This window comes from Paenibacillus taiwanensis DSM 18679 (genome assembly GCF_000425125.1).
Lineage (GTDB): Bacteria > Bacillota > Bacilli > Paenibacillales > Paenibacillaceae > Paenibacillus_B > Paenibacillus_B taiwanensis.
Window position 1 is genome coordinate 176,635 of sequence record NZ_AULE01000031.1, and the last position, 24,598, is coordinate 201,232.

A 24,598-nucleotide genomic window follows, 5' to 3' on the forward strand; every position below is an offset into this window, starting at 1 on the left:
TAAGATATAAAGATAAACAAGGCTTCCGACTAAAATTGACCTATACATCGTTATATTCCTGCATCGTTAAGCGAATACCGTCTTACTTGTCTGAACAAATTAAGAAATACCGATCCCAACGATTTGAAGTGAAACCAAAGGAGTGATCATTATGTTGGCATGGATAGCAGCAGGAATTATTATTTTTATGATTTTGTCAATCTGGCTGCTCCCGCATTATGCTGTCAATCGAATGACGCAGATGAAATGTTCTACATATGAAGGTTGCTTCGATATGCTGGAGGAATACAACGTCTATAGTCGCAAACAATATGAGGCGCTGTTAAAAGAAGATATTACCATCATGAGCCATGACGGGTTGAAATTGTGCGGCGTATATATTGAGCAGCATCCTCAATCTAAACGTGTAGTTATACTGATTCACGGTTACACAGCCGCACTTCCGTGGTCTGCGCAGTTTTTGCCCTTATTTTTAAAATTGGGGTTTAACGCCTTGTTAATTGACCAGCGTAGACACGGAAATAGCGAAGGGAAGTATACAACGTTTGGATATAAGGAGAAATATGACGTTCAGGCTTGGGTTGACTGGGTTGTCAACCGTAAAGGTGACGATTGTATCCTTGGCCTGCACGGTCAATCTTTAGGTGGAGGAACCGTACTTGAATATGTCGCCATTCATCGCCCCCAAGTGCGTTTTGTTGTCGCCGATTGCCCCTACTCTGATCTGACAAGACTTATTCGCCATCAGGTTACGAAGCTTAATCATATGCCTGCATGGCCGACGATGAAGTTGGTAAATCGCTTATTAAAACGCAAGGCTGGATTTAGGATGGAGGATGTAAGTCCAATTCACATTGTTATGCATAGCAAGCTGCCGATTATGTTTATACACGGAAAGTCCGACATTTTTGTGCCTACGTATATGAGTGAGGAAATGTTTAACGTCAAACCAGAGCCTAAGCAACTACTGCTCATTAACAAAGCAACCCACGGTGTAGCTTACTGCTATGATCAGGAACTATACGCAGCAGAAGTCACTCGATTTGTGGAGCAGCATGTTGGAACATATGCTGGGCTATCGGAAGGCTTAGCCAAGCGAGACGAATATGGTGTGATATATTCTTGTGCGCCAGAGAACGACCACTCTTCTACTCCAAAATACTATGCTGTTAATTCCAGTATGGCCGCCCAAGCTGCAACCGTATCATCTCATGAAAAGTCCGACTTGGACACCGCACCATAGCCATAATTATTAAAGTAACGTTAACAGACAGGCAGACAGACAGGTCAACTTTTACAAACAGCCGCCTCTTAAGTCTCCTGTCTGTTCTCATATAGAGCTGCCAAATAAGCCAACGAGCAGCATCCCGCACGTAATAACAAGCGACATCATTATGCGTGACATTCCCTGCTTTTCTTTAAGCACCCACATACCCAGCACGGTGCCAAATACGATGCTGAATTCACGCAGTGGAGCAAGCTGCGCGAGCGGTGCTAGCTTCAGGGCAAACAAGAAGATTAAATACGAGCCTGGAGTTAAGAAGGCGCCAACTAAAATCGTCTTCCAATTATGCCTCCACTCCTCCTTCAATCGCTTGGCTCTGCGCATGTCTGGGAACAGCATAACTAACGCTGCCAGATTGGAAAGCTGTAACAATCCTAGCGGTGACATAAAGGTCACCACACTTTTGTCGATCAGTGTGTAGCCAGTAATACATAGTCCAATAGCAAATGTCAGCTTCATTGCACCTAACTGTGCTCGCCAAGTGGAGCTCAGTAATCCGCCAATTGCAAATAAACCGCCAACAATACAGAGCAAGCCCAGCCATCCCAGTACCGTTAATCTCTCCCCGTACAGCAGCATACTCATCAACGGAACGAGAAGTGCCCCCGTCCCCCGCATCATGGGATACATACGAGATAACTCTCCATACTGATATGCTTTACTAAGCAGCAAGAAGTAAAGTCCTTGACAAATAAATGTACAAGCCAGCATTCCAAGCTCAGCCAAGCTTGCATCCATAACGATCATATCTTGAATAAAAAACGGCATAAATATAATGCTCGCCAATACATGCAAAGACCATAAAAAGGTGGACTTGTGCAAGCTCCTTTTCGCAAACAAATTCCATATCGCATGGGTAAGCGCCGAGCATAGTACAAGTGCCACACCTAAATAAACGTCCATTACCGTCGAACCCTTCCTTCTGCTGAGTACCGTGTTCTTCAGTTGCTGAATTACAGGCTTAATCGTAAACGGTGTCCTGTTTTACGTCAATAAGTCAGGTTTAGCGATAACTTGTTCATATCAGCCTGAACCTGAACCTGGACCTGAACAAGGAATCCATTTGCTTAGAAACGCTTACAATTGCGATTCTTTTCGAAATTCCAGTGTATGGCCTGGTGCATGAAGTTCAAATACAACGATTTGATTAGTCCCCTGTCTTAAAAGAGGAGCAGGAACGTATAGGGAGCGCTGAGGTCCTGCTTCCCAATACCGACCCAAATTAAAATCATTAATGAACACAACACCTTTTCGCCAATTGTCCAAATACAAGAACGTATCCACTGGCTCACCCTCAATAACAAGCTCAGCCTCGTAGAAGGCAGGCTGCTCACCGTCAAGTGTTGAAGCGGATCGATTAAATTGAACCGCTGCAATAGATTCAAGAGGTATCGTCCGTACCTCCCAATGAAATTGAAACTGATTGTTCAGACGTACACCATCTGTTATACCTTTGCAATCCAACAGCTCAGGGCCATAATTGACCCGTCCCATATTTTCCACAAGAATGTCCAATCTTGCTCCACCCTCCGGTATGACTACTGGGAGAGACGTCGGATGCCACCGCTCCATGACACCAATCAGCTGTCGATCAATAAATACGAGTGCCCGATCATGCACATCTTGGATCGTCAATTGACTCTCCGCTCTTGGACCCGTAACTGTAGTCGAGTACATTATAAATCCTAGCCCTTGTCCATAATGCTCCATTGGTTCAGGACATATGCTGTGATGGAGACCAGAGATCGTGTCCAGCGTGTCCCATAGTTGCACGCTTCGGAACGGTGTAACCTCACCATAGGCTGCCTTCGGCAAATTCGAAGGCAAGGGCCCTTTTGGCAGCTCTACATATTTCCCGATGACACGACGGAACGCTTCGAACTTCGGTGTTAAATCCCCTGCTTCATTAATAGCAGCATCATAATCATAACTTGTCACTGCTGGTTCATACTTGACCCCATAATTAGCCCCATTCATAAAGCCAAAGTTAGTGCCCCCGTGCAGCATGTAAAAATTAACGGACGCACCACGTGCCAATATTTCATCAAGCGAGTGAGCTGCGTCCTCGGTGCTGCGGGTATGATGCTCTTCAAACCAATGGTCAAACCAGCCGTTCCAAAACTCCATGCACATAAGCGGAGCATCAGGCTGGTACTCTAGCAATTTATCAAACGCCTCATCCGAGCGAGAACCAAAGTTCACTGTGGCCCAAGCGCCCTCTGCCATACCTCCCTGAAGCAATTCGTCCTGTGGCCCGTCAGAGGTAAACAGCAGCACATCCACTCCTCGCTCTACTAGCATATCGCGCAGAGCATGCAAGTAGGCTTTATCATTGCCATAGCTGCCATACTCATTCTCCACCTGCATCGCGATGATCGGACCGTCCTGTGTAGACAATAGGGGAGTCAATAAGGGAATAAGTTTGTCATAATAAGCGGCAACCTTCGCTAAATAACGAGGATCACTACAGCGAAGATGCAGCGGTATATTTAAAAGCCAAGCAGGCAAACCACCAAATTCCCATTCCCCGCACACATATGGTGTGGGTCGAACAATCACATACAACCCCATTTCACCCGCCAACCGCACGAAACCAGCTATATCATTTATACCGTTAAAGTTAAAATGTCCTTCCCGAGGCTCATGTACATTCCAGGCCACATAGGTTTCCACCGTATTACATCCCATCGCCTTTAACTTGCGAAGACGATCTGCCCAATACTCAGGTACGATGCGGAAATAATGCATCGCCCCAGAAATGATACGAAACGGTTTACCGTGCAAGAGCATTTGTTGACCTTCCCACGTCAGCTGTGTCATCTGTTCTCCTCCCGAAACATCCATTAGGTTAGATATAACGTTTATGATAGCTTGTTTTATAGGAATGACCATGTCATATCTTCACCTATACATGTACAAATGTGTGATCAGGGAGCAGCTTTATCAAGAACCTTGCAATATGTAACCGAAAATAGAGTGGGAAATAACCAACTGAATAATGATGGCGGTATCCTAAATCTACACAGCAAAGAAGCACCGTACAAACAAACGGTGCTTCTTACCTATTAACGAGGTATGGATTCGTGTAACGCCCACACTCAAGTCAATACATAACGATATGGATCGCATCATGCCTTAAAAATGGCAATCTGTGCACGTAAATGATCCGCTTGTCCACGCAGTACATCAGACGAAGCTGCCATCTCTTCCATGACGGCGGTATGCTCTTGCGTAGCACTGGCGACCTGACGGGTACCTGCCGCGATTTCCTCTGCAATCGCTACCATTTGGCGTGTTTGCTCCAAAGTAGTGGCGAATCGCTCAGTCTGTTCGTTTACTGATTCGACGATTTCATGAACGGCAGTTGAGGCTTGACGTGTTACTAATGCGATATTTTGCAAGGCTTGCTCGGCATCTTCCTTCTTGTCCGCCTCCGCGTTAACGGTCTCCACCTGCTGTGTAATTAAGCGTACTGCTTCTACAACTTCTGCCTGCATTTGTACGATTCGATCATTAATATCGTCTACTGCGGTTGCAGATTGCTCTGCCAGCTTGCGTACTTGTGAGGCAATAACTGCGAAGCCAGCACCTTGTTCACCCGCTCGCGCCGCTTCAATCGAAGCATTTAGTGCCAATAGATGAGTCTGATCTGCTATCTCTCTTACGGTAGTGGAAATGCTGCCTATCTGCTCGGCTTGTCCGTTGAGGCGTTGAACCGTTGCAATCGAGGCTTGTCCAGAGGATGCGGCATTTAACATGCCATCAATAATGGAGGCTAGCAATCGTTCACTCTCTGACAATGTCTCAAGCATATGCGCGGTCATACGTTCTGTCTCATCTGCTCGCTTACGAACCGCGGCGGCTGACGTATGTATATGCTCTACGGTAGAGGTCGTCTGTGCGGACCATGACACCTGGCGTTCAGCACCGTGACTCATGCCATCGGCGGTTTCTGAAATCTGCTCAATCTGGTGGGCTGCGTGGGTCATAGCATCGCTAAGTGTAACCGTGTTTCGAGTAGTAACATCAACACTGGACTTGATCTCTTGAATCATACGCTGAAGATTGCCAATCATCTTGCCAAATGCATGGTTAAGAACTTGGACTTCATCGTGGAATGGATATGTTGGCAGCATGACGTTCAAATTGCCCTCCGCCGCTTCTTCCGCTGCCCTGGTCAGACGGACGAGCGGCTTTACAATAAAGCGAGCTGCAAGCCACCCTAACAGACACGTCCAAAATATACCTAACGAAAATATGATCGCGTCAAAAGCTAATTCGCTCATACTTGGCGCGATGTAAGGCTTCAGTACAAAAATAAAAAATCCGCTAGTCGTATACGTCACCGTTGATACAGCTAGAATGCCGAGTACCATTTTCTTCTGCAGACCAAATTTCATCATTGATCATCCCCCATGTCTGGTAACCTTTCTATATCTAGCGTTATGCTTCGACATCGGATTGCGATTCGGGCTTGCGCGCTGCAAACAACAAAATCGTAATGAGAAGGAAGGCAGTGAAGGCGAGGAGTGGAATCGTAATCCAGCCGTACATATCCAAGTAATCATAGTTACATGGAATGCCCACACGGCAAGGAGTGATTGCAGCCAAGCCTGGCACTTTCTGTTCCAAATAATGATACGTGGAGATCGATCCCCCGATAATAGCAAGAGGAATCACATATTTAATAATGCCGTAATCTTCGCGGTATGCCCCTATTCCAAGTAAAAGGACTAGCGGATACATAAAGATCCGCTGCAGCCAGCACAATTTGCACGGCTCCCACAATAAAATTTCACTCATGTAAAGACTTCCACTTGTGGCCAGAAGTGCAATGAGAAAGGCAAAGTAAAGTGCATACTTACGAATAAATGTCATATGTAAATGACCTCCTTTATTACTTCGCGGCCGCTAAAGCATCTTCGATCGCTTGCTTTAACGCAGGATAGCTGTCCCACTGCCCTGTAAACTCTTTGCCGTTAATGTAAAAGGCCGGTGTTCCTTGAGGCTTGGCCTGTTGTACAAAAGCTAAATCTTGATCTACTTCCTTCTTGTACGTTTCATCCTGAATCTGCTTTAGCAACTGTGCGGAATCCAAATCCGGCACCGCTTGCTTGGCGATTTCAACTAAATATTCTGGCGTTGCCCATTGCTCACGCTCATCCTTTTGTCCTGCATAAATCGCTTCATGATAAGCCCAGAACGCTTCTGGATTATGTGCATAAACAGCTTCACCAGCCAGTGCTGCGGTCCGTGAATCAGGTGCTATAAATGGATAGTTCATAAAGGAGAACTGAATCTTACCTGTATCAATAAAGTCTGCCTTCAATTGCTTGTAGTTCGTATCTTCCCAGAACTTGCAGGCAGGGCACTTGTAGTCCCCAAATTCGACGACTGTGACTTTAGCCTCAGGAGAACCGAGAATCGGCTGACCTTCCAATTTAAAATCAACGACCCGCTCCTCGCGCTGCTGCTTACCAATCTCTGTGCTTTGTTGATTTAGTACAAATATAAGACCCAGCAATACAACCAATACGACTGGAAACAAGATAAGCATCAGCTTGTTGCTTTTCTTGCTGTTATAAGATGACTTTGATTTCGACGTACTTTTACCCAACAGATTCACCTCTTCATTGCTTTTTTAGTATGTATGTCTTGATATCTATATTCGCTGACACCAACATCTACTCCTTTCTAATGTATACGAAAACCGACAATTTTTCTATTTCTTTTACTAGAATCGTCATTTCCATGTGATCTATGTCATCGATTGGTAACATTTAAGCATACTCATACCAAAACTACACAAAGCAAAAACCCAAAACGTTAGTTTCGGGTCAGGTAAACCAAGGATGAGCGACTCCACGGACAAGCTATGCCCCGTGCCCGCCGTGATGCGCTGCGTGGTTTCCGTTGCTGCTGCTAATTTCGAGCAAATCATCAACGGCTCCCTGTAATGCACGTGTTAGACTGGATGTCGTGCCGAGCAACCATGCGGCATTGTACGGTCCTTCCGCTGGTGTGCGCGCATACGTTGGTCGAATCCCTTCAAGGTATTGACGCACCACGGGGGAAACTTGATCGCCATCGGTCAGTAGTAAGGGTGCATGCTTGCCTTTATGAGCAAAAGGTGCAGCTGCCGCAATGAGCAGCGGCTCATCGGCCAGAGCAAGTGAAAAGTTATGCCCAGGTGTTGTAATGCCCCACCCGAAGTCCGTCTGCTTGTCCTTGTAGCGGGCAAAAGCCACCGCATTAGCAGCAGGGTCCGCCCCTTCAATCCGCTCCACTCTTCCAGATGCAGATAGCTGCGCTGCTATTTCTGCTGACACCGCGGTGCGAGGGCCGACTACATAAATAACGGCTTGCTTGCGCCGCTTTGCAAGCGCATCAGCAGTAGCTTGTGGAATGCCGTCTTTTGTAACAAACAACAACGGCTCAGCCATATGTGCGGTCCAATTTACAGCAGGCACCGTAAATGCAGGCGCATCTAGTGAGCCTATAACCACGGTTGGAGATAGCTGTCCACTTGTACGCGACATATATAGATCTACATTTGCGGCAGCCTGCGCGGGCTCGCTGCTAGCAATCCGCCGCACATCAAAGCCCATTTCTTTTAATTGTTCCCGCACAGCCTGTTGAACATGGCCGACGACAATGACTTGCGGGTAAGCTCCTTTTTCGATCCCTTTAGGCCTTAGTCTAACCATTTCTTGTCGCGTAGCCTCAGGAATCCGATCTTGATCTGTATAAAGTAGCGGCGCGTTCAGCGGATGGTGAATCAGATGTGCAGCCGCGGCTGCTAGCCCCCAATGTTCTTTGGTCACTAATACGATGCCGTTAGGTCTTCCTTCCTCTGTCAAAGCAGGCCAAGCGATTCTCGAGACCGCGATTGCTGCCAAAACAGGGTCATCTTGATTGATACGCACCGTATTGTTGGTCACTATCCACGGTTCATTGGCGGAGGCTGTCATCATGTTTCTTGTATATGCTGCATAACGTTCATCTTCTGTAACAGCTGTCGTACGTGCTTGTACATGAGCCGCTGCGCTCTTCACGGTAATCGCTAAGCATACAAGGGCAAGTAGAGTTATAATGATCCTTCTTTTGGTGCTGGCTGTGACAAATGGTAATCGAGGAAAGTTAACATTCAAGTGAGAGCTCCACCTTTCTTATCTCAGTATGCAAGTTTACGCAAGCAAATGATTTCCTTATCACAGCGTCCCCCATTTTTCAAAATATATGTATAAAAGATACAAGTCCTATCTCGTACGAACTAGCATTGGCATAGACTAGCTATACTCCAAATAAATGTCCACCTGAAATAGAAAAGGTACCTGAGCTGCTGCCCAAGTACCAACCTGTATCAAGTATTTCTATTCATTTTCAATCATTCTCGATCTTTACCTAGCAGTATCGTTAGTCCTAACAATGTGACTACAATGGTAGCGCCCATATCAGACAGAATTGCGATCCAAAGAGTTAACCAACCAGGTATGGTGAGCAGCAAAGCAATTATTTTCAGTCCGAGCGATAAACCAATGTTCAGGCGAATGACCCGATTGACAAGACGGGATACCCGAATAGCCGCTGGCAGCTTACCCAAATGATCCTGCATGAGCACGATATCGGCCGTCTCAACAGCACTGTCCGTTCCCTTGCCCATTGCGATACCTAATTGTGCGGAAGCTAGAGCCGGAGCATCATTAATGCCATCCCCCACCATTGCTACACGGTACTTTTTGGCCAGTTCCTTCACTTGCTCTACTTTCTGCTCTGGCAACAGTCCTGCATGCCATTCTGACACACCAACCGCTTCTGCCACTCGCGCAGCGGATTGCTTGTGGTCACCTGTCAGCATGATGGTATGGGTAATATGTGCATCATGGAGCGCTTGTATTGTGGCCCGACTTTCTTCCCGAATCTCATCAGCAAGACCAAATACGCCAAGGGGGCGACCATGCTCCGCGACCGCAACGATGGTATAGCCTTGTGCCTTCATACGTTCGGCATCTGCTCGCGCCTGCTCGAATGCAGCACCATCCCGGTTTAATATACGCTCACTGCCTACTAGATAAGTCATACCCTCAATAATAACTTCGATACCTTCGCCCGCCACAGTCTCTGCATGGGAAGGCTCTGCAAATTTCGCCATGCCTTTCCCATTGACATATCGAATCATTGCCTTCGCAAGCGGGTGAAGCGAGCCCTGCTCAACAGCTCCGATGACCTCATAGCAGCGTCCCTGATCATACACAGCCTCTGCTATTACAGCAGGCTCACCTTTGGTTAAAGTTCCGGTCTTATCAAAAGCAAGGGCATTAATTTTGCCGAGCTGCTCCAGATGGACGCCACCTTTGACCAGAATGCCCATACGTGCAGTGCGTGTTATGCCGCTCACAATTGCAATTGGCGAGGACAGAATTAAGGCACAAGGACAACCAACAATGAGGACAGCAAAACCTTGATAGACCCATTTGAACCAATCCCCGTCCAGCAAGAGCGGCGGCACAACCATTACTAGCGCTGCAATAATCATAATGACAGGAGTATAATATTGCGCGAACTTATCAATAAACAACTCCGTCGGTGTCTTGGTATCTTGCGCTTCGCGAACAAGATGTAATATTTTAGCTAAAGATGAGTCCTGATACGCTTTGTCTACCCGAACTTTTAACAGCCCGGACGTGTTGATGCTGCCTCCATAAACACTGCTTCCGACCTCTTTGGCTACTGGCAGCGATTCACCTGTAATAGCAGCTTCGTTGACCCCGCTAATTCCATCTAGCACAGTGCCGTCAGACGGAATCTTCTCGCCTGGCCGCACAACGACGGTATCGTTGACTTGGAGCTGATCGATTGGAATCGTAACCGTCTCACCGTGCCGCAATACGTTAGCTTGCTTAGGCGCCACCTCTAACAGTGAAGCAACCGATTGTCGGGCCCGCTCCATACCATAACCTTCAAGAATCTCATTAAGCCCAAACAAAATAGCAACTAGCGTAGCTTCTTTCCATTCGCCCATCACTACTGCGCCCGTTAGTGCTACTGTCATCAAAGTATCCATATTAAATCGTAACCGGAACAGGTTGCGCAGTCCTTGCATAAATGTGGTATGTCCACTTAATAGCACGGCAATGAGGTAAAGCGAAATTAAGGACCACTGTGGTATACGACCGTCCAATAAAAAAGTAGATACATAAAGCACCGATGATATGCCGAGAAACCACTTCATTCGTTTCATCGAGCCGTGCTCATGGCTATGTCCGTGGCTATGATCGTGGCTATGCGATTCTCCGTGTCCGTGACTGGCATCAGCATGATCGTGTGTATGATTGTGCGTGTTGCTATGCGCATGCGCGTCATGTGAATGCCCCTCGCAATTGTGGGGCTCATGCCCGTGTTCATGCTCATGGCCTACTGCATGAAGCGAATCATAATCGTGAGCTTGCTTGCCCTTGCTATCCCCGGCTCTCGTAAAACCTTCTCCCGTCAGAGCACCCGCCTCGACGAGATATGCACCATCCCGCCGCAAAATGCGTTCCACCTGCTTGCGATTAACAGACGGATGAATCTTTAACGTGCCGCTGTTGTAATGTAATTCCGCGTCCTTACCATTTTCCAACCGTCGAATATCGATCTCACATTCACGAGCGCAATTGGCACAAGATAAGCCTTTTACCTGAAACGACTGCCGCTCGTCACCTTCTGTTAGTTGATTAGGGAGTGGTCTAGTCATGACAATGCTCCTCTCTCATATGCTCTTGAGTCATCCGAATCAGCATACGAATATGATGGTCAGTCAGTGAATAAAATACGTTTTTCCCTTCTTTACGCGACTTTGCGATACCAAGCGATTTCATTAATCTCAGATGATGCGAAGTTGTTGCGATCGAATGACCTGTCAATACAGCCATATCACACACACATAACTCTTCACCCTCATCCAAATAAACCGCCATCTTCATCCTTGTCGGATCAGACAGCGCCTTGAACATTTGAGCCATACTGCTCACTTCATGTTCAACGACACGGCCTTTGAGTGTATTAATCTTTGCCAGGTCATAACATACAAGCTCACACACATCTTGTTGCGTATCTTCTTTAATTGGTTTAGGTACCATTGTTTACACCCCTAGCTGCTGAAAATTAATAATCGTAAAACTAAATAAACCATAATGAATTGAAATAAATGAAAAATGTATTAATCAAGTATTCGTTTGATTGTTTGTTTAACTGAATTATAGCACTACAAATTCATATATTCAAATGATTTTTATAATGTTATTCAAAATTGTTTATTTGCCTACGCCACATATAAAAAGCGATGGGTCGTGCTCTGCGCACATTCCATCGCTTGTCATGCATTTACTCTTGAATTCATTGTCTACCATCCGAACTGAAACTATTCACCAGATTCAGTTTGAAACGTCTCCAGTAGTCGGGCGGGATTCGATAAAGGCACAGCCTGCTTATCTACGACTGAAACATACGGATTGCCCGCAATGTAAAAGCGCCAAAGTTTGTCCGCATACTCTTCTGCGTACGGAATGTTAATACGAGTTGCACATACAATTTGCTCATATGGAATGTCAATTCCTCGTTCGATCCAAAGTTCTTTTCCCATCACCAGATCAGCCCCATCAAACTGCTTGTCGATTTGAAGCGCAGCACACAGCTTCCCTGGACCATTGCTAATATCCGCCGTTTTACGCGAGCGGATCGGTCTATGTATGCGCATCCAAGCCACGTCTGTTGGTGATAAAGGCTCAACGGCACGGATCAATACAGCCTCAGCCTGTTCTAGCTCCGCTGCAACTACATTTAAGCAATAGTGCATACCATATATCAAGTAAACGTAAGCCTTGCCACCATCCTGGAACATCGTTTCAGTTCGCTTCGTACGCCGATTGCCATAGGCGTGACTGCCTTTATCAAGTGGCGCAACGTAACTTTCCGTTTCCACAATTCGGCAGCGAATCAGCCCTTCGGACGTTCGTCTCACCACTGTCTGTCCGAGCAATTGTGGTGCTAGCGGCAGCGCCCCCTGCCGAAACCAGGATCGGGACAACCTGCCGTCTATTGCCAAATCACATCCATTGGCAGCTTCTACAAGTAAATCATGCTTCTTTCGCGGCATCTGCTTGCCTCCTTCCCTTTTATTCCTCTGGACGTGCTTTAGCCCCTTCGCACATTTCACGATAAGAGCAGCGGCGACATTTTCGCTCGTCATCCGTCACCTCAAAATCCATTCGAGACTTGGGAGCATTAGCTGCTGTATCTGACAAATAATGACGCATCTTTGCGATACTCGTCTCCACATAAGCTGTAAGCTCGTTCATTTCATCCTCTTGTACTTGGTCCAGCTTACACTGCCCACTTAACAAATATTCCGTGCGAATATCGATTTGCTCATACGGAATTCCATAATTCTCATGGACATACCAGCTGTACAAACGAAGCTGTGTGACATTGCGTTCGTCCTCCTGCCCCGTCTTCCAGTCCACAATGATGTACCTCCCCGCCTGACGGTACATAAAGTCAAGCTTGACGTAGATCATCGTATCGCCAAGATCAAGTGTGTTTAGCTTCTCCAGCTCCACTAAATGGCAACTATCTGCATGCATATAATGCTGTAAGCTTTCACTGCCAAGCAGCCGATCAACTAAAATCGGCAAGCGTGTCTTAATCGTTTCCGTTAACTGCGGCGGCAAACCACCTCTATAGTACATCTCGTGCAGCATCTGTCGCTGCTTAGGCTGCGCTGTCCACGCCTCTATGTCTTTGGAATCCTTGTAGGCCTGGTTTAGTAGAAAGCGGATTCGCTTAATCATTTCCTCTCGCTCCTGCATTTTTCCATAGTGATGATAAGTCTTCACCGCTTCCTCGGCCAACTTGTGCACTGCATCTCCGAATACAAGGTATAGATTCGTCATCTGCTTCAATCGATACGCCTGCCTCGCCATAGGCGGAGCATCCAAATACCAGCCATTATGCGCAGCGTAGTAGTGGAAGTAGTATTTGCGGCGGCATTCTTCAAACAGGTTATGGCGCGAAGGCGACCACGACCAATCCGGATAAGGTCTTGGTGGCATGAAGTTTCGACTCCTTTGGATATATAACATCTTCAATGTAAAGAACAGGCTCCCCCCAGGAACCTGATGCAACTATGAACTATTATATCATGGAGGTTATAAACGATGGGATGTCGCTACTATCTACTGTACATTGGGGAAAGGATAGAGGTGGCGTAGTAATAGATCCGCCTTGTCTGGGCTTAACCACAGTCGTGAATCTACATTTTGCTGTACTGCATCTTGACCCAGTTCCACTTCTTGTGACAACACTTGACCGTACGTGAGCATGCCGATAGGTAGTGTTCGTAAACCAATTAAACTTTCACCGCGCCCCCATGATACGGATTGCTCCAGATGTATGTTCGGAGCCAATTGCTGCACAGACATTAACGATGAAAGTATGACTGCGATAGCTGTAAATACAATAAGAGATATAACGAGTGTTAACCTGAAGGGCTGTTGATCACGCATTACTTTCACCATCCGTTCATTAAGATCATTTGCATGAAGTATATCTATATTATTCCATTTTATATGGTATCGGGAAGCGCTACAATGGCTGTACCAATACGGATCACGGTCTTCTGCGCAACAAAGAGGCCCCCCAGTAACTGGGCTAGCCTCATGTAACGTTCAATTCAGTTAGATTTCATCTATATTCACTTATTTCAGCCTGCTAGCTTTTCACCCATGCCTGCTTTAAGTCGAGTTCCTGAATACAAGCTTCATCATCATATGACGAATGCTGAATTAATGGTGATACAGGATAGAGGTGCATGCGGCTCTCATGAATAGGCTTCAGCATACGCTGAAAATACTCCACCTCAAGTGACTCCGGCTCCAACCACTGGTTATACTCCTCTGGCTCCAGTATAGCAGGCATACGACGATCAAACTCCACTGTTAGTGCATTCCCGCGAGGTGCCATAAGCAGCGTACAAGTACGATACGTTTCACCTTTAGCATTACGCCACATATCGTATAGACCTGCAATACCAAAAGCACCGTGTGTGCGCAGCACTACACGTACCGGATGCTTCCGCTTATCCGTCGTACGCCAATAATAGAAACCCGTGCACGGAATAATGCAGCGCTGACGTTCGATCACTTTGCGATACGCTACGTTTTCAAAAACAGATAAAAGATCGGCATTAACCGCATCAGCAGCCCAAAATGGGACAAGCCCCCACCTGAATTTGTCCAGTATGCGTTGCCCGTCCATTAAGTGAACGACAGGTACCTCTTGTGTCGGAATTACGTTGTATCGGGGGCGATAATTCATATGAACCTGATCGATACGAAATAAGGTTTGTAACTCAACGACACTCGCACTAATTGAATATTGGCGGCACATCGCCTCCACCTCCTGTACACGTATCGTGTGCACAAGAGGCAATATTATACATCAAATGCAAATAAAACGTTGCAACCGTAAACGGTTGTACCTCATATGAAATCGCACATTTTATTACGCTCCAAATACTTTAGCACACAATAAAGCCTGCAAAAGTGATAGAAAAGGCGCACCAACTTTGCAGGCTTGAATATATTACGATATAGTTCTTCATTTTACTTTTTCACAGGAACCGCCTGAAGTGAGATGGGTTGAGGTACAGATGGAACAATTTCAGGTTGAGCCTGCGTAATGGGTACCGCTGGTTGGGAACCGTTTTTCCACCATGTAGAATTAACAGATTGATTAGCTCTATTCACGGAATTACAGAAACACATTGTGCTCACCTCCTCCTACTCTTCCTACTAAATAGTATATGAATAATAGAATAATAGGATTGGACGAACTTATGATGCCGTATACACATTCCGTTATCGGATAACGCTTATATATCCCATTTTCCTTTGAAGGAGGGTTAAATGATGCTCACTGAACTTAGCTGGCTTCAATTTGTTATTCTTGCGTTTGCGAGCTTCCGCCTGACTCATCTGCTCGTATACGATGATATATCGATCCCTCTGCGCCGTCACTTTATCGAACCATCTGCCCAAAGGGACGAGCAAGGCCATATCAGCAAGGTGCTAGAGCCACGTGGCACTGGAATTCGCCGCTTCATCGGTTTGATCATGTTGTGCCATTGGTGTACAGGAATCTGGTCTACATTGCTCCTGACAGCGCTTGTACTATTTGTTCCAGGTGCTTGGTGGCTGCTCATCATATTGGCAGCCGCCGGAGTCGCTGCGATTATCGAAACAATTGTGCTGCGGCTTTGACGTCTTCAGGAGATACACGTGCTAAATTGGAGCTATAAACGTCACAGCTCCATTAGTAAGTATGTGAACACAAATAACCTTCCATCTGCTTGTGTCGTGCAAATGGGAAGGTTTTTTGTATTCCCTTGCTTAGACAGCCGCTCACCCGCATCCTTATCATTGCTGCCTTCATATTTTTACAAATGTTGACTGTTCCACATGTAACATCCACAATTTCCGACATCACCTCGACATCTTGTTCCTGTCATAGTGCTCGAAATGTGCAATTCCTTAGCGCCTCGTGATATATTCAATATAAATCTTAAACGAGGAGGAATGACAATGTCCCAACCCTCATCCAACCGTGCATTTTTGCTCGGCTCGATAGTCGGAGTCGTAATCGGAGGTGCCGCAGCCCTGCTTCTGGCGCCAAAGCCTGGACGCGAACTTCGGGAAGACATTACAGACGGCGTGCAGCAAATATGTAAAGGAACGCAGCAAATGGTTCGGAGCCTCGATTTGATTGACCATAAGCCAGCTGCGTGGATTGATATTACACCGCAGCCCGCGTCCCAAGCTGTAAATGCAAGCAATTCGCACCACTAACGTCTGCTTCAAACTCAAAATCATACCCAATACTAGCTATGCTAGCTTGGGCTGCAAGGCTCTGTTCACCTGTGAACAGAGCCTTGCTTTTCGCATTTTTCTCACTAGAAAATGGTCCCGAAACCCACCTATGTGACCTTCATAATTTCTCCTATTGCATATTTACGATCGACGTTATAACTTATGAATGTTCGGTATAAAAATCGAATAGAAGTAGAAGTCTAAACCAATTGCAAATCAGGCACAAATGTGTAAAGGAGTTGTATCAATAATGCTGCATCGATGGTACAAATTACAAGACGCAGGTACGACTGTCCGTACCGAAGTGATGGCGGGATTAACAGCATTTATTACGGTTTCTTACATTATTGCGGTAAATGGGAGTTTGTTGCATCAAGCAGGCGTTCCCTATGAAGCAGCGATGATTGCAACTGCAAATGTGTCCTTTTTCGGATGTATGATGATGTCCTTTTATGCCAATTCACCCTTTATCGTTGTACCCGGACTCGGCACAAGTGCCTTTTTCGTATTTACACTCGTCACCTCGCTAGGGCTTCCTTGGCAGCAGGCACTAGCTGTCGTCATTACAGCCGGCGGACTCTTCCTCCTGATTACGGTAACTCCGTTCGCCAAACATCTGCTTGCGGCCATTCCCAAATCACTCATTCATGCGATGACAGCAGGTATCGGCTTCTTTATTGCTTTTCTCGGATTAAAAAATGGCGGACTGGTAGTTGCTAATCCTGGCACATTTGTCAAAATGGGCAACGTCCATGATCCTTATGTAGCAACAACACTTATTACTTTGCTTGTGATGATCTGGTTATTTTTACGAAAGGTAAAAGGCGGATTTTTACTCGGCATCCTGTTTGGAACCTTAGTCGGGTGGCTGATGGGCATCGTTAAAGGGGACAAGATTGACAGCATGCTGCCCTCATTCGCATCATACGGCGACCTGCTTGGTGCTGTGGATTTTAGCGGATGGACATCGTTCTCCTTTTGGATTGGTGTGTTTGCACTAACGATAACGGTATTGTTTGAAAATATGGGGGCGCAGCTAGGCATGATCCCTGATCGCAACCGTTTCACCTATTCTTTCAGAGCGATAGCGGTATCCATTATCGGGGCTGGACTACTAGGCAGCAGCCCTGCTTCTACCGCAGCTGAAAGCGCTACAGGTATTGCTGCTGGTGGCAAAACAGGACTTACTTCGTTAGTTGCGGGGCTGCTCTTTATTCCCGCTATGTTTTGTATTCCACTCCTGCAATGGATACCTGCAAGCGCGATAGCACCAATCCTCATTATTGTGGGGGCTTTGATGCTTCAGCAAATCACCTTGATCGACACCACGGATATGAGCGAATGGATTCCTGCGGTGCTGCTGATCGCACTTGTTCCGTTAACGTTCAGTATCGCAAACGGTATCGCTGTCGGCTTCATCGCTTATGCGCTCATTAAATTATGTATAGGTCGAGGGAAAGAAGTTTCCCCTATCATGTATGCAATTGCGGGAACCTTTATCCTGTATTTAATCTTAAACGTATAAACTCAAGTCACCGCTTATACAACAAAAGCACCTTTCCATCCGCGAAAACGGCAATGCCTCAACAATAGACGTTCTGGCTCCCCGCAGTCTACGGCATAGAAGGTGCTTTTTGCTTCCTTAGGAATGCTTCCCGCCTAGTGGTATCAGTTCAGTGGAATCACCACTTGACTCATCCACCAACCGATAATAGCTATGTGTTATCCGCCCTTCATCGGCCAAATTCGCCGTTCTACATGCTCATACCATTTGAGAAGCCTTGTCATAAATAAAAGCTTGGGCACCAGCCAATAGGAAAACACGGCTCCTATGATGCCTATCAGCAGCCCAACGCCGATATCGACTGGATAGTGGACACCTACCCAAATGCGAGCTATCGCAACGCAGCAGGCCAGAACTAACCATAGCCATCCCCAACTTCTACGGATCAGCCAATAAGACATACTAACAGAGAAAAATAAAATCGTATGATCGCTCGGGAAGGCGTTATTAATGCCGTGATCGATCAATTGATTAACCCCTTGCAGTTCAGCAAACGGCTGATGGTGCGCATGGATAAGCCCTACAGCTTTGCCGCCTAACCCTGCAAGCACAAAAGCGAAGCCAGCCTGAATAACCATCTTCCGATTGGCCGCAGTTCTGGTCAACCAGTACACAAGCATGCTTAACGCCAATATATATATCGTATATTCTGCCATAACGATCACGCCGGGGTTAAGAAAGGCATATTGCTTCCCTAAATTGTTAATCGCCCGAAATAGTTCTACATTTAAGGTCAATGAATATCCACCTTCTTAAAATATACAATTGTAGCGATAAGTCCAGCCAATGAAGTGATCCCAATCGCCAAATAAGAGTATACAGGGGGATATTGCGGAAGGTAGCCGTTAATCGTAATTACATGAACAGCCGCCCACGGGTACAGTGGCTTAAAATCGGAATTTACTACGGATACACTCCCCAATGTGATCACAGCAGTAAATATAATGGTCGGGACATAATTTTTAAACCAAAACGTAATAAACATCGTTGGTGTAGACAGCAAAAACAAGAGGAAAGCCCCAATCAAATACTCTGTTAGCGATTGAACTAGCACTGCTGCGCTCAAGCCTTCAAATCCGCCTAATAAGCCAAACAACAGTGTTAACCCCCACGCCTCCAGCGTCAACACTAGAATCCATCCCAGCAGCAGAATCAACTTGCTTACAATTAAATGGGTTCGTGACACAGGTATAGTGAGCAAGTTTTTTAATGTATCTTCTACATATTCACGATTATAGAGATACGCTGTAATGACTCCATATAATAAAGGTCCAAGCAGCAATAGCACGTTTAAGTTAGTATTATAGAAGGACAGCTCAAATGAAATCGGTTCATCCGGCGTCTTGCTTTTCATATTCAAATAAGCGATAAACATCATTATCGGTGCCGCCGAGGCGCCGATGACGCTGACCAGAAACATTTTAGCCCGCTTTAGCTTGAGCAGTTCTGTATAAAGGAGATCAGCCAATAGTCCCACCACCTATTAGCTTGACAAAGTAGTCTTCCAACCTGTCTTCGCTCACTGTAATTTTGGACACTTCAATTCCGTGCTCCACAAACAGTTGGTTTATGCGACCTTGTTGACCAATTTGCGAATACACTCGGATATGTCCTTCGTCATGCACCTCATAATCCACAATGCCGCATTGCTGCTCTAGCAATATTGCAGCCTTATTGTCGTTGGATACTTTAAATTCCATATAGTTGCGATTACGGACTCGCAGCTCTTCGTACGACACTTCCTCCAACAGCTTCCCCTCATGAATAATGCCGATATAATCAGCTAGCTGCTCCACCTCTGAAAGAATATGACTGGAAATGAGCACCGTGATCTTTCTTTCCGAAGCCAGAGAAGTAATCAGCTTTCGTATTTCTTTAATCCCGATCGGATCAAGTCCATTCGTCGGCTCGTCCAAAATTAACAGCTCAGGATGGTGGAGAATGGCCCTTGCGATGCCCAACCTTTGTTTCATGCCCATCGAGTATTGACCGACTCTTTTGCTGGTCTCATGCTGAAGTCCAACAATTTCAAGCGCATCCGCAAGCGCATTTCTCTTATGGACCCCCATAAGTTTGGCGTTAATAAGCAGGTTCTCTCTGGCAGTCAGGTTCTCATAGAAACCTGAATGCTCAACCATCGATCCTATTCTTCTAAGTATTTCTTTCTGCCTGGTATACAGGCTTTCCCCGAAAATCTCTATCTCACCATGCGTAGGCTTAATCAAGCCCAATAACATTCGAATCGTTGTTGTCTTGCCTGCGCCATTTCGACCAAGGAAGCCATAAATCTGTCCTTGCATGACATGAACGTTCAAATCGTCGACTACGGCTTTTGTACCGTATAATTTGGTCAAATTTGTCGTGCGAATAATGCTGCTCATATGCTGCACCCCTCCTGCCTCGCGTAATCAATTCAGAACTCCTATGAATAGCATAAGCAGGCCAATTTAAATAGCTCTTAACCAATTCTTAATTAACTCTTAAATGACTACCGTTAAGCCAGCTTCGGAATCGAGATGCCAAACGTCGTGCGAACCCCGGGATCACTCGTTACCCAAATCGTCCCTCCATTTTTCTCTATCAATGCTTTAGAGATCGCAAGCCCCAGCCCGCTCCCGTTCTGGAAAGAGCTTCTGGATCGCTCTGTACGATATAACCGTTCAAATATCCGCTCCCTGTCTGCTTGCGCTATTCCCGCTCCCTGATCCCATATACGCAGTTCGTACGCATGATTATGTTCGGTTAACTCTAGGCCGATTACTTTACCGTTCTTGCCATACTGCACGGCATTTTTCATAATATTGCTTAAAACTCGATTCATACTTACACGATCAGCTACAACAAAACACGGGTTGTCTGGAATCAAAGCCTTAACCTCAAGCTGCTGGCTGCGCAGCTCTGGTATAAATTCAATCACACACGCTCTAGCCAGCTCTGCCAAATCAAGGCGCTCAGGCTTCATTACAACTTCGTCTGCATCCAGCTTTGAAAGATCAAACAGATGATCAATTAGCTTCTTTAGGTTATTCGCTTTATTTAAAATAATGGTGGTATAGGCTTGTCTCTCCGCCGGATCGTCAGCGATCTCATCCATCAAAGCGTCCGCGTAACCGATAATCGATGTCAAAGGGGTGCGGATATCGTGTGAGATATTAGATAATAGACTCTTTCTTGCAGCCTCTGAGCGGATAGTCTGTACCTGAAGCTGATCCATTTCCTCGATTAACTCGTTAATCGAGAATATAACCTCGTTAAGTAAAGGCTCTCCATTGGCCAATATTCGTGTGTTCCGATTTCCCTGAACGGCGCGTTTCAATCCGTCATGAGCATCCTTTAGCCTAGCCACTAATCGCATTCGAGCCAGCAGCAGCAGACTGACTGATCCATAAATTACGATAAATAAAGCCCCTCGTACCGTTCCCAAGGGGCCAATCCACATCTCTTGAACCAAAAGAGCTGTAACGGCCAGCAGCAAGAGGCCGATCAGCAGCATGTTCTTGTCAGGTTTCATTTTTCTCACCTACAAACTTATAACCGATTCCCCACACGGTTTGCACCCACTTAGGAGCGGAAGGGTCCGCTTCGATCTTCATGCGCAGCTTGCGAATATGCACCATCACCGTATTATCGTCTTCTACATAGTCGCTATCCCAAACATGCCGAAATATTTGTGTCTTCGTAAAAACTTGCTCTGGATGTGCAGCCAGAAATTTAAGCAGCTCAAACTCTTTTGCCGTTAACGATACTTCTGCGCCATCCTTAATGACCACATACTTTTTGAGATCAATTGTTAATCCCTCATATTGAAGAAACAGCTGTTCTTCTTGATTGCCACGCTCACTGCCTAATACGAAAAAACGTCGTAAATGTGCCTTGATACGCGCTACTAATTCGTGAATACTAAATGGCTTTGTTACATAATCGTCGGCCCCTACACCAAGACCTACAATTTTGTCCACTTCTTGATCCTTAGCGGTTAGCATCAATATAGGAACGTTAGTTGATTGCCGCAGTTGTCTACACACTTCTATGCCGTCCATTCTTGGCATCATTAAATCCAGAATGACCAGGTTATAACGATGCTGTGCAAATAAACGGACTGCCTCTTCACCATCCGCAGCCGTATCTACTGTATAGAGTTCCCGTTGTAAATATTTGTGGATAAGGTCCCGTATTTCTTTCTCATCATCTGCTACAAGAATACGAATGTCCTTCATATCTGCACCTGCTTTTTATAGGATCACCTATTGTTATACGTCATCACATGTCCGTTATTTTCATTCTGTATCATCATATCAGCTTCATCCTCACCATTGTAGTAGCAGATAAGATCGTATTCAGACGTAAGCCCGCTTTCATGCAGCAAATGGACAAACTTGCACATAGAAAAAAGGCCTAGCTCAGTTACGTTGCATGACCAAGCTAGGCCCTATTGCTATATTATACCCGTCCTTGCTCCTAATACTGATGATGTCAATTATTTTTTTAAATGCTTATCTAGGAACTTAATCATAGCATTGTAGAACTCGATCTTGTTCTCTTCGTTATTAAAGCCGTGTCCTTCATTGTCCTTCACCATGTACTCCACAACGACTCCGCGCTTTTTAAGTGCGGCCACAATTTGATCCGATTCCGCCTTATTTACACGCGGATCGTTAGCCCCTTGTGCAACAAAGAGCGGCGTAACAATTTTGTCAGCGTGGAATACAGGAGATACCGACTTTAACAATTCCTTATCCTTAACAGGATCGCCTACACGTGTGTAGAACATGTTGCGTAAGCTTTCCCAGTATGGAGGCAACGTCTCCAACAACGTAAAGATGTTGGACACCCCTACATAATCTACCGCAGCTGCATAAAGATCAGGTGTAAACGTTATCCCCGCTAATGTAGCATAGCCCCCAAACGAAGCTCCATAAATGCCGACACGCTTTTTATCAGCAATTCCTTGCTTAATCGCCCACTGCACACCATCGGTAATATCATTTTGAATGTTCAAGCCCCATTGCTTGTCACCAGCATCCACAAATGCTTTACCATATCCGATAGAAGAACGGAAATTGACTTGAAGCACGGCATAACCACGATTCGCCAGCAATTGTACCTCTGGGTTAAAGCCCCACATATCACGCATCCAAGGTCCACCGTGCGGATTTACAATCAGCGGCAAATTTTCAGGCTTCTTATTTTTAGGAAGTGTCAAATATCCGTGAATCGTCAATCCATCTCGGCTCTTAAACGAAATCGGCTGCATATCCGACAACTGATCCGGCTTCAGCCAGTCGCTCAAGTTGGCGAGCTGTGTCATCTGGTCTGACGCGGCATCGTAATAATAATATCTACCAAACGTTTTATCGTTAGATAAAGTAACAATCAGCTTGGTCATCTCTTTGTTGTAGTCGTTAATGCTGATCTCGCCCCGGCTCGCACCAAGCTTGCCTTCCAGCTTACTGTACAATGCTTCAAGCTTATCGTCATAAAATTTAATATGAGCCTTGTCTGTTACATACGTAACTGCTTGAATTTTATCCGTTTTGGCATCGTATAACGCGTTGGATATATCCACCTCTGGATGTTCATACAACACTTGTTCTTTACCGTTCAGGTCCAATTTCACAAGCGCAACTTTATCGCGTCCTTGGTTAGAAGCTGCGTAAATAGATTTTCCGTCTGCTGAAAAAGCAACTGGACTGATCGAATCCCCTGCTTTCAACGAGATTAGTGTACGGAATTGCTGCTCTTCATTGTCCCGATATAAAAGGGAGCTAACAACACCATCCGTTGTAAGCGCAAGCCGAATCTTACCCTCCCTGTCAGCAAGCCAATGTTGAATAGCACCTGGGTTCTTCGCAACCAGCTTTGTGTCCCCTGTCTTCACATTCAACTTGTATACGTCTGACACCTTGGCATCTTCTTTATTCATCGTAATCAAAATTTCATCCTTGACGCTGGACAATGAACTAACTAGACCCACTCTTACTTTGTCATAGGGTGTCAAGTCTCGTTCCTCATTGCCATTAAAGGCCGCTGCATACAAATGAAAATTCTCATCGCCGCCCTTATCCTTTAAGTACAAAATATGATCGCCTTTCCAGAAGAAGCCTGCAATATCACGATCCTTCGAGCTAGTAACCCGAACAGGCTCACTTGAACCGTCCATTTTCTTCACGTACACATTGGCGCGGCTTTCCCAAGGCGCCACATAAGAAATGTAATCGCCATCCGGTGACATTTGATAGGCAAAGTTACCAGGACTACGCATAAAGTCTTCAACAGAAATTTGCGGCACACCCTGATTGCCAATCCCCGCTATACGTAGCTTTCCTAGGTTGCCAAGCGCTGCGGCTGCTTCCCGTACCGTCACTTGACGATCTTCCTGCAAACTGCCATCCTGATAACCTGTGATGAGACCTAGCTTTTTCGCACGATCCGCGTAATCAGTCAGGCTTTGCTCTCCCTGCTCCTTGCCAAGGACACGTACCAATATACGTGCCATTTCTCCACGCTTCAGCGCAACCGAGGTCTGAGACCATTCGCCGTCCTTCACCCATCCATTTGCAAGGGCAACTTTCATCGTATCGGTGCCATGCTGGTAAGTTTGCGATTGAACGACATACCGGACAAAATCTTGAACAGTTACTGTAGTAGTTAATGCTGTTCCTTTGTCCAGAATTCCCTTTGTTACTAGGGCGTCTACTCCCGCCTTGTACCAAACAGCACCTTGCGCCTGACCATTCGCTGCTATTGCAGCAGCTGGAGCGCTGACGGCCATCACGGCCGCCAACGTTGCAGAAATAAGCTTCAAACGTGCATTTTTCATGTTCCATTCCTCCTTGTAGTCAG

The 24,598-nt window shown here is 46.0% G+C and carries 22 protein-coding genes; 4 read left to right on the forward strand and 18 right to left on the reverse strand.

What is annotated here, in order from left to right; all coding sequences use genetic code 11:
- Positions 1-151: 151 nt before the first annotated feature.
- Positions 152-1,243 carry an alpha/beta hydrolase gene (locus tag H509_RS24710; protein WP_084159123.1) on the forward strand — a complete coding sequence of 364 codons (1,092 nt, stop codon included), beginning with the start codon at positions 152-154 and terminating at the stop codon, positions 1,241-1,243.
- An 87-nt stretch (positions 1,244-1,330) separates the two neighbouring features.
- On the opposite strand, the gene H509_RS0108460 is transcribed toward H509_RS24710, so the two are convergent.
- The 12 genes from H509_RS0108460 to H509_RS0108515 form a co-directional block, all read right to left on the reverse strand.
- A complete protein-coding gene (locus H509_RS0108460; RefSeq protein ID WP_028544702.1) occupies positions 1,331-2,188 on the reverse strand; it encodes a DMT family transporter in 858 nt (285 codons plus the stop codon).
- Positions 2,189-2,362: 174 nt separating this feature from the next.
- Positions 2,363-4,105, reverse strand: coding sequence for a glycoside hydrolase family 35 protein (locus H509_RS0108465; RefSeq protein WP_028544703.1), 1,743 nt, complete (start codon positions 4,103-4,105; stop codon positions 2,363-2,365).
- Between the two features lie 308 nt (positions 4,106-4,413).
- Positions 4,414-5,688 carry a methyl-accepting chemotaxis protein gene (locus tag H509_RS0108470; RefSeq protein ID WP_245596007.1) on the reverse strand — a complete coding sequence of 425 codons (1,275 nt, stop codon included), beginning with the start codon at positions 5,686-5,688 and terminating at the stop codon, positions 4,414-4,416.
- Positions 5,689-5,728: 40 nt separating this feature from the next.
- A complete protein-coding gene (locus H509_RS0108475; RefSeq protein ID WP_028544705.1) occupies positions 5,729-6,163 on the reverse strand; it encodes a disulfide oxidoreductase in 435 nt (144 codons plus the stop codon).
- A gap of 19 nt (positions 6,164-6,182) precedes the next feature.
- Positions 6,183-6,902 (reverse strand): DsbA family protein, encoded by a 720-nt coding sequence (locus H509_RS0108480; RefSeq protein ID WP_051286900.1) that lies wholly within the window; start codon positions 6,900-6,902, stop codon positions 6,183-6,185.
- A 256-nt stretch (positions 6,903-7,158) separates the two neighbouring features.
- Positions 7,159-8,436: a hypothetical protein gene (locus tag H509_RS24715; protein ID WP_051286901.1), complete on the reverse strand. Its 1,278-nt coding sequence runs from the start codon at positions 8,434-8,436 to the stop codon at positions 7,159-7,161.
- Positions 8,437-8,672: 236 nt separating this feature from the next.
- A complete protein-coding gene (locus H509_RS0108490) occupies positions 8,673-11,021 on the reverse strand; it encodes a heavy metal translocating P-type ATPase (protein ID WP_036696752.1) in 2,349 nt (782 codons plus the stop codon).
- Positions 11,014-11,406, reverse strand: a complete 393-nt coding sequence (locus H509_RS0108495) for an ArsR/SmtB family transcription factor (RefSeq protein ID WP_028544708.1) — start codon at positions 11,404-11,406, stop codon at positions 11,014-11,016. The genes H509_RS0108490 and H509_RS0108495 overlap by 8 nt, the downstream gene beginning before the upstream one ends.
- A gap of 281 nt (positions 11,407-11,687) precedes the next feature.
- Complete coding sequence (locus H509_RS24720) at positions 11,688-12,422, reverse strand: DNA-3-methyladenine glycosylase (RefSeq protein WP_084159124.1); 735 nt, start codon at positions 12,420-12,422, stop codon at positions 11,688-11,690.
- Between the two features lie 19 nt (positions 12,423-12,441).
- On the reverse strand, positions 12,442-13,377 hold the full coding sequence (locus tag H509_RS0108505) for a PD-(D/E)XK nuclease family protein (protein WP_028544709.1): 936 nt from the start codon (positions 13,375-13,377) through the stop codon (positions 12,442-12,444).
- 123 nt (positions 13,378-13,500) lie between these two features.
- Positions 13,501-13,842 (reverse strand): hypothetical protein, encoded by a 342-nt coding sequence (locus H509_RS0108510; RefSeq protein WP_157277570.1) that lies wholly within the window; start codon positions 13,840-13,842, stop codon positions 13,501-13,503.
- A gap of 193 nt (positions 13,843-14,035) precedes the next feature.
- Positions 14,036-14,713: an SOS response-associated peptidase gene (locus H509_RS0108515; RefSeq protein ID WP_028544711.1), complete on the reverse strand. Its 678-nt coding sequence runs from the start codon at positions 14,711-14,713 to the stop codon at positions 14,036-14,038.
- A 521-nt stretch (positions 14,714-15,234) separates the two neighbouring features.
- Here H509_RS0108515 and H509_RS0108525 point away from each other — a divergent pair.
- The 3 genes from H509_RS0108525 to H509_RS0108535 all read left to right on the forward strand — a co-directional run bounded on the left by H509_RS0108525 (position 15,235) and on the right by H509_RS0108535 (position 17,716).
- The gene (locus tag H509_RS0108525) at positions 15,235-15,585 is read left to right on the forward strand and encodes a DUF1360 domain-containing protein (protein WP_036696755.1); all 351 of its coding nucleotides are present in this window, start codon (positions 15,235-15,237) and stop codon (positions 15,583-15,585) included.
- A gap of 321 nt (positions 15,586-15,906) precedes the next feature.
- A complete protein-coding gene (locus H509_RS24725; protein WP_036696759.1) occupies positions 15,907-16,170 on the forward strand; it encodes a YtxH domain-containing protein in 264 nt (87 codons plus the stop codon).
- Between the two features lie 271 nt (positions 16,171-16,441).
- A complete protein-coding gene (locus tag H509_RS0108535) occupies positions 16,442-17,716 on the forward strand; it encodes an NCS2 family permease (protein WP_051286902.1) in 1,275 nt (424 codons plus the stop codon).
- A 197-nt stretch (positions 17,717-17,913) separates the two neighbouring features.
- Here the strand turns inward: H509_RS0108535 and H509_RS0108540 are convergent, their stop codons facing one another.
- From H509_RS0108540 to H509_RS0108565, 6 genes are all read right to left on the reverse strand, one after another.
- Positions 17,914-18,492, reverse strand: a complete 579-nt coding sequence (locus H509_RS0108540) for an undecaprenyl-diphosphatase (RefSeq protein ID WP_028544714.1) — start codon at positions 18,490-18,492, stop codon at positions 17,914-17,916.
- Complete coding sequence (locus tag H509_RS0108545) at positions 18,489-19,223, reverse strand: ABC transporter permease (RefSeq protein WP_028544715.1); 735 nt, start codon at positions 19,221-19,223, stop codon at positions 18,489-18,491. The genes H509_RS0108540 and H509_RS0108545 overlap by 4 nt, the downstream gene beginning before the upstream one ends.
- On the reverse strand, positions 19,216-20,136 hold the full coding sequence (locus H509_RS0108550) for an ABC transporter ATP-binding protein (RefSeq protein WP_028544716.1): 921 nt from the start codon (positions 20,134-20,136) through the stop codon (positions 19,216-19,218). Before H509_RS0108550 ends, H509_RS0108545 begins: the two co-directional genes overlap by 8 nt.
- Positions 20,137-20,249: 113 nt before the next feature.
- Positions 20,250-21,266, reverse strand: a complete 1,017-nt coding sequence (locus H509_RS0108555) for a sensor histidine kinase (RefSeq protein ID WP_028544717.1) — start codon at positions 21,264-21,266, stop codon at positions 20,250-20,252.
- Positions 21,256-21,972: a response regulator transcription factor gene (locus H509_RS0108560; RefSeq protein ID WP_028544718.1), complete on the reverse strand. Its 717-nt coding sequence runs from the start codon at positions 21,970-21,972 to the stop codon at positions 21,256-21,258. The genes H509_RS0108555 and H509_RS0108560 overlap by 11 nt, the downstream gene beginning before the upstream one ends.
- Before the next feature lie 260 nt (positions 21,973-22,232).
- Positions 22,233-24,575, reverse strand: a complete 2,343-nt coding sequence (locus H509_RS0108565) for a S9 family peptidase (RefSeq protein WP_028544719.1) — start codon at positions 24,573-24,575, stop codon at positions 22,233-22,235.
- Between the last annotated feature and the right edge of the window lie 23 nt (positions 24,576-24,598).

Excerpts from the sequence above, each read along its gene's own strand:
- H509_RS24710 (WP_084159123.1), top strand. The coding sequence starts at position 152 with ATGTTGGCATGGATAGCAGCAGGAATTATTATTTTTATGATTTTGTCA.
- H509_RS0108460 (WP_028544702.1), bottom strand. The coding sequence starts at position 2,188 with ATGGACGTTTATTTAGGTGTGGCACTTGTACTATGCTCGGCGCTTACC.
- H509_RS0108465 (WP_028544703.1), bottom strand. The coding sequence starts at position 4,105 with ATGACACAGCTGACGTGGGAAGGTCAACAAATGCTCTTGCACGGTAAA.
- H509_RS0108470 (WP_245596007.1), bottom strand. The coding sequence starts at position 5,688 with ATGATGAAATTTGGTCTGCAGAAGAAAATGGTACTCGGCATTCTAGCT.
- H509_RS0108475 (WP_028544705.1), bottom strand. The coding sequence starts at position 6,163 with ATGACATTTATTCGTAAGTATGCACTTTACTTTGCCTTTCTCATTGCA.
- H509_RS0108490 (WP_036696752.1), bottom strand. The coding sequence starts at position 11,021 with ATGACTAGACCACTCCCTAATCAACTAACAGAAGGTGACGAGCGGCAG.
- H509_RS0108495 (WP_028544708.1), bottom strand. The coding sequence starts at position 11,406 with ATGGTACCTAAACCAATTAAAGAAGATACGCAACAAGATGTGTGTGAG.
- H509_RS24720 (WP_084159124.1), bottom strand. The coding sequence starts at position 12,422 with ATGCCGCGAAAGAAGCATGATTTACTTGTAGAAGCTGCCAATGGATGT.
- H509_RS0108505 (WP_028544709.1), bottom strand. The coding sequence starts at position 13,377 with ATGCCACCAAGACCTTATCCGGATTGGTCGTGGTCGCCTTCGCGCCAT.
- H509_RS0108510 (WP_157277570.1), bottom strand. The coding sequence starts at position 13,842 with ATGGTGAAAGTAATGCGTGATCAACAGCCCTTCAGGTTAACACTCGTT.
- H509_RS0108515 (WP_028544711.1), bottom strand. The coding sequence starts at position 14,713 with ATGTGCCGCCAATATTCAATTAGTGCGAGTGTCGTTGAGTTACAAACC.
- H509_RS0108525 (WP_036696755.1), top strand. The coding sequence starts at position 15,235 with ATGCTCACTGAACTTAGCTGGCTTCAATTTGTTATTCTTGCGTTTGCG.
- H509_RS24725 (WP_036696759.1), top strand. The coding sequence starts at position 15,907 with ATGTCCCAACCCTCATCCAACCGTGCATTTTTGCTCGGCTCGATAGTC.
- H509_RS0108535 (WP_051286902.1), top strand. The coding sequence starts at position 16,442 with ATGCTGCATCGATGGTACAAATTACAAGACGCAGGTACGACTGTCCGT.
- H509_RS0108550 (WP_028544716.1), bottom strand. The coding sequence starts at position 20,136 with ATGAGCAGCATTATTCGCACGACAAATTTGACCAAATTATACGGTACA.
- H509_RS0108555 (WP_028544717.1), bottom strand. The coding sequence starts at position 21,266 with ATGAAACCTGACAAGAACATGCTGCTGATCGGCCTCTTGCTGCTGGCC.
- H509_RS0108560 (WP_028544718.1), bottom strand. The coding sequence starts at position 21,972 with ATGAAGGACATTCGTATTCTTGTAGCAGATGATGAGAAAGAAATACGG.
- H509_RS0108565 (WP_028544719.1), bottom strand. The coding sequence starts at position 24,575 with ATGAAAAATGCACGTTTGAAGCTTATTTCTGCAACGTTGGCGGCCGTG.